Below are 5,852 nucleotides of genomic sequence, written 5' to 3' on the forward strand. Positions count from 1 at the left end.
TTTTTTCACGTTTCTATAAAATCATTTATCTTGAGAAGCAAAATTTATGCACCTAAACAAGAAATCTGGTGTATAGCCCTAATTATCTGGACTTTTAAAACTACACATAGAATTGTTTTTTCCTTCATATAGTTTTTTTCACGTTTCTATATAATCATTTATCTTGAGGAGCAAAATTTATGCATCTAAACAAGAAACCTGGTGTATGGCCCTAATTATCCGGACTTTTAAAACTACACCAGGACGATATTTTTTCAACAAAGTTTTATGAATTAATTTGAGGGCTAAATCTGGTTTTTTGACAAATTCTTTATCTTCTTTTCTTTCTGGTCAGGACTTACGCAAAGAATATATAGATGTAGTGTTAAGCCTTAAGGCTATCTCTATAATTGGCGCTGTTTAATAGGTTCTAATTGGCGATATAGCTGCCGCTAGGCTCCGCCAACGCTTGAACCACGAAATTATCATCAACTGAAAATTTTGATTTAAATTTATTTCGATTATCGGGTATAATTACGGTGTAGAATAATACTAATTTTTTATCAAAATTTTTTCATGGAATTTAAATTATATAAAATAATTGTCAGTATCTAAGTAAGTAGTCAGAAAAATTACACGATCGCAAATCTTGCTGACCATGTAGGTTTATTCGATTGAGGTAGCTTGAAAGTTAAAAATCCTGGTGGTGTTGGGTTGCGCTCCTGCTTAACCCAACCTACTAGCGCTGGGTATGATTTTGCCCCCTTAGTAAAGTTGTAGGTTGGGTTGAGGTACCCGAAACCCAACACCGTCGAATTGTCAAGGTTTATTTGATCGATGTAGCTTGAAAGCAAAAGTTAACCCTGGTTGTGTTGGGTTGCGCTCCCGCTTAACCCAACCTACGGTGCTCAGATAGAAATTACTTCTGAGTTCTGACTTCCGAGATGGTGTTGGGTTGCGCTCCCGCTTAACCCAACCTACGGTACACACAAGTCTCATCAGTTAGATATGACTTCTGACTTCTGAAATTATTTAACCTCTTCATTAACAGGAAAACGGTCTATCAACTGCATAGCCCGATAAGCATTCCGGCGCAAAACATCAGGTAAATGAGGCACATGAGGAATCTGAGAAAGAAAATCCAGAGTCCGACGTAAAATCCGGACAACATCACCCTCATCCAGACTCGTATTTTCCACCAATACCTGCCATTCCACCTCCAGTGCCCACTGTTCGACTAAACTAATCAAATCCCTCTCTAACCAAACAGGTAAACTTACCCGATACCGGCGCTGCACCTGAAATAACTGATGTCGTAAACTACGCAAACCACCTAAAGCATCCTCCACTTCCATAGACAACTCATAACGCGACCAACTATCAGGTCTACTAATCTCAGTCACCAAAGCAGCACAAGCAGCAGCCAAATGATGAGGGTCAAGTTCATCAAGGACACCAGACATCAATGCCAAACCAAGCCACAATTCATTATCACCTCGGATCGCTGCACAAGCTTGACCAATTTCTGTAGGCACAACTTCATGCAGACAACCAAAATATTGTAAAATTTCAATGAGATTAAGAAACTCCTGCCAGTGGCGTGCCAATTTATCTTCTAACTCAGTTTGGCGATCGCCTATTTCCATCTCCAACATACCCATTCGTCGCCAACCCTTCAGCAAAATACGAGGACTTCCCCATTCTTTCAGGGAATGTTCCTGAATTTTTTCTTCCACCGTTGCAACTTTCTGCATTTGCACCAAAACTTCTGGAGCATCTAGTGGTGGAGGTACTTCTGGAATTTGTTGAGATAAACTCAGATAAATTTCATCTCCTTTACGACATTGCCCTAACCTAAAATCTATCTCAGCAGGCAACTCCATCTGTTCTACCTCTACTAAGCGAGGTAAATCTGGGTGTAAACTGACAACATCCATTGCTGCCACAACATACCATCGATTATCTTTACCCAAGCACACATAGTAAGAAGACTGACCAGATCCAGGAACTTTAGCAACTAAAGCAGCAGCAATAGGTTGAGCATCAGCTCTCTTCGCAGTAGGAACGTGCTTTCCTTTTAAACTAATAATAGTTCCCGATAGAGCAAAAGACAAAGACAAAGACATTTCCTTAATGCGATTTTCCTCTGCTTGCCTTTGCAAAATTTTCAGCAGTCGTTTTTCTTCTTTTACTATTTCTCGTATCTTCTCATAATCTCTCAGCAACTGCTCTAAATTTACCAAATCATTCTCTTCATAAATCCCTAATTTATTTTGCAAAGAGGTTAACTCTGCTTGCTGTTGCTCAATCTCTATGCGTTCTCCTTCCAGAAAAAGGGTAGACAAATATTGACCAAAACTACGTTCAACTAACTCCTTTGCCTCCTCTACAGTATGAGTTTGTAGCAAATTCAGCACCATACCATAACTAGGAGTAAACTGACTTACCAGGGGATCGGCTCCTGAAGTAGCTAAATAAGTTGCCTCCTTCGCACCTTCAAACCTAGTTTGGACAGTTAAGACATAACCCTGAACATCCATCCCTCGTCGTCCAGCTCTACCTGCCATTTGTAGAAATTCTGACGGTTTTAGCAGTCTGTGACCTTCATCTGTGCGTTTGGAGAGGCTAGAGATTACAGTAGTACGAGCTGGCATATTGATTCCAGCAGCTAAGGTTTCGGTGGCAAATACTACTTTGATTAAGCCTAGCTGAAATAATTCTTCGACTAAACCTTTCCAGACTGGTAACATTCCGGCATGGTGAGCTGCTATGCCTTTGCTTAGGGGTTCGAGTTTTTTGGAGTGAGCTAAGTCTGGGTTACGAGTGAGGAATTTTTGAATTAGGTTTTGCAGTTTAGTTGCTTCTGCTTCGTCGAGCAAGGTAAGGTTGCTAGCTTGTGCTATTTCTGCTACTGCGCGATCGCAACCTCGACGGCTAAATATGAAGTAGATAGCTGGCAACATATCCCGCTCTTTGAGTTGAGATAAAACTGTTGGTAATATTGGTTCTAGTTTTTTTTCTCTGTTATCTCTACCTATTCGTCTATTTTTAGGCTTGAGCAGGGGATTTACTCTTTTCTGGTTCTTACTCAGTAGAGGAAAAAGACCTTTACTGTTAGAGAAATTAAATTGGAGAGGTACTGGCCGAAAGTCAGAGTAAATTAGTTCGGTTGGTCCATGGACTCTATTAATCCAATCTGTAAGCTGGTCGCTGTTGGCTACTGTGGCGGAGAGAGCTAATAGTTGAATTTCTGGTGGACAGTAAATTATTAATTCTTCCCATACTGTGCCTCGTTGCCGGTCGTTCATGTAGTGGCATTCGTCAAGAACTACGGCTTCTACTCTTTCTAGAGATGTGCCTATTTCTCCTATAGGAGTACCATAGAGCATATTGCGGAATATCTCTGTAGTCATTACTAGGACTGGTGCTTCCCTGTTAACTGAAGTATCTCCCGTGACTAACCCTACTCTTTCTGCCCCAAATTGGTCGCGGAAGTCCCGCAGCTTTTGGTTTGAAAGGGCTTTTAGGGGTGTGGTGTAGAATACTCGTCGCCCGCGACTTAGGGCACGGTAGATGGCGTATTCTCCAATTAGGGTTTTGCCTGAACCAGTGGGGGCACAAACAACTACAGATTTTTCAGCGTTAAGGGCGACGATCGCCTCTTTCTGGAAGTCGTCTAATTCAAATGGAAATAAGGTCTTCAGATCCAGCTCTTGTCTGTTCTGGGTTGAGTATGACACTAATATTTATTTTCTTGACTTTATAAAGGTTTTATGATATTGTCTATCCTGTTTTTAGTTAAGCAGTAAATATAGACTCTATCTTTTGATTTTAACTACATCTCTCAAAGTAGAGTTCGCAGGCTTGAGGTTAGAAATCATCAGATAGAAGGTTTTCAAGAGGAAGATTAGTACAATTAATTTTTGACTTAAAAAAAATTGAATATCTTAACGACATAGGAAAATTTTTTATTCTAGAGATTAATTTTTAAGATATTTTTAACTAATACTATTAAATCTCTTCTTATCTCCTTTCTCTTTCAAAATATTATCTATAAAAGCACTGAGAACTACTATAAAATTAATCAAATTAGGAAACTCGCCTGAATATTGGATCTAGAAAATCTAAAAAAATTCAGTAATTTTTGACTTAAAAAAAAGTAGTATGATAACAGGAACTCAAACTCCAAAGATAGTAGTAGTTGGTGCTGGTTGGGCTGGTTTAGGAGCCACTCACCACCTAGCCAAAAATGGCTATGACGTTACACTTCTAGAAGCTGGCCCTTATCCTGGTGGTTTAGTTGCTGGTTGGAAAACTCCAGGGGGCCGTTCTGTAGAAGTGGGGATACATGGTTTTTGGTATCCCTACCATAACATATTTTCTCTTGTCAATAAATTAAACCTCGATCCATTCACTCCCTGGACTCGTTCAGCTCAATATTCTCCTGCCGGGTTAGAAGTAGAATCACCTATTTTTCAAGATTTACCACTTTTACCAACACCTCTTGGTACATTTATTTATACTCAATTTAAACGGTTGCCTTTGAGCGATCGCCTTTCTGCTCTGCCACTGCTTTATTCTGTAATAGATTTTGACAATTCGGATGAAGCTTGGCGAAGATACGATTCAGTAACAGCGAGAGAATTATTCAAACAATATGGCGTGACAAAAAGATTATATGATGATGCTTTTAATGCCATGTTATTAGTTGGTTTATTTGCTCCGGGAGAACAATGTTCGGCTGCTGCAGCATTGGGAATGTTATATTATTTTATCCTAGCTCACCAACCAGATTTTGATGTAGTTTGGTGTCGCGGTACTGTAGGAGAAATGATATTTAAACCTTGGGTAGAAAATATCGAAAGTCTAGGTGGAAAAGTTCTGACAAAACAGCGAGTTACTGACTTAATTGTTGATGATAATGGCAAAGCAACAAAGGTTGTTTGTGAAGACCAAATATTTGAAGCAGATGCGGTAATCTTTGCTGTTGGTATTAGTGGGATGAAAAAGATTATGGCAGGGAGTGAGGCTCTGCAAAGTCGTCAAGAATTTAGAAATATTAATAATTTAGGTGGAGTTGATGTATTAGGAACCAGATTATGGTTAGACCGAAAGATTTCAATTCCTCGTGCTTCTAATGCTTGTTTTGGATTTGATACGACTACAGGTTGGACGTTTTTTGATTTGAATGCTTTACATGATGAATTCCGCCATGAACCAGGAACAGTTGTAGAAGTAGATTTTTATCATGCTAATCAGTTTTTACCTTTGAGTGATGGGGAAATTATTAAAATGGTACAGATATATTTAGCAACTTGTATTCCAGAATTTATAGAAGCAGAAATTATTGACCAAAGTGTGGTTAGAGTTAGAGAAGCTGTTACTCACTTTTTTCCTGGTAGTTATCAATATTTACTCTCTGCTAAAACAAGTTTTGACAATGTATTTATGAGTGGAGATTGGATTGTTAGTCGTCATGGTTCATGGTCTCAGGAAAAAGCTTATGTAACAGGTTTAGAAGCAGCTAATTTAGTAGTAGATAAATTTAATTTAGGAGAGAAAGCTAATATTATTCCCGTGGAAAAAGATGAGGAACATATTCAACTTGCCAGGAAAATTAATAAGTCAGTCAGAGAAATAGGAAAATCAATATTTCCTAATATTTGGTTGTAATATCATGTCCGCTTGAATACTTATAACTTGGTGGAAGGGAGGCAGAAGGCAGAAGAGAATATTGGTTTAAAGGGAGAAGGTTTTTTTATAACGCTATTGCCCATACAAGGATAAAACCCACCCCTAACCCCTCCCAGGAAGGGAATTAAACATAATAATAATTAACATTAACTTACCTCAAAGTAGCAAAAAAGTTATTC

At 38.8% G+C, this 5,852-nt stretch carries 4 protein-coding genes; 1 reads left to right on the forward strand and 3 read right to left on the reverse strand.

The genetic code is table 11. From position 1 onward, the window contains the following. Window positions 1-611: 611 nt before the first annotated feature. Genes AC3DU7_RS22910 through AC3DU7_RS22920 form a run of 3 tightly spaced genes read right to left on the reverse strand, consistent with a single transcriptional unit; the run spans window position 612 to window position 3,719 of the window. Window positions 612-788, reverse strand: a complete 177-nt coding sequence (locus AC3DU7_RS22910; RefSeq protein ID WP_488041604.1) for a hypothetical protein — start codon at window positions 786-788, stop codon at window positions 612-614. A gap of 10 nt (window positions 789-798) precedes the next feature. Beyond that, the gene (locus AC3DU7_RS22915) at window positions 799-969 is read right to left on the reverse strand and encodes a hypothetical protein (RefSeq protein ID WP_488041605.1); all 171 of its coding nucleotides are present in this window, start codon (window positions 967-969) and stop codon (window positions 799-801) included. A 38-nt stretch (window positions 970-1,007) separates the two neighbouring features. Beyond that, on the reverse strand, window positions 1,008-3,719 hold the full coding sequence (locus AC3DU7_RS22920) for a DEAD/DEAH box helicase (protein ID WP_488041606.1): 2,712 nt from the start codon (window positions 3,717-3,719) through the stop codon (window positions 1,008-1,010). A 424-nt stretch (window positions 3,720-4,143) separates the two neighbouring features. On the opposite strand from AC3DU7_RS22920, the gene AC3DU7_RS22925 reads away from it, so the two are divergent. After that, the gene (locus AC3DU7_RS22925) at window positions 4,144-5,652 is read left to right on the forward strand and encodes a hydroxysqualene dehydroxylase (protein WP_488041607.1); all 1,509 of its coding nucleotides are present in this window, start codon (window positions 4,144-4,146) and stop codon (window positions 5,650-5,652) included. Window positions 5,653-5,852 lie beyond the last annotated feature (200 nt).

This window comes from Okeania sp. (assembly GCF_983059655.1).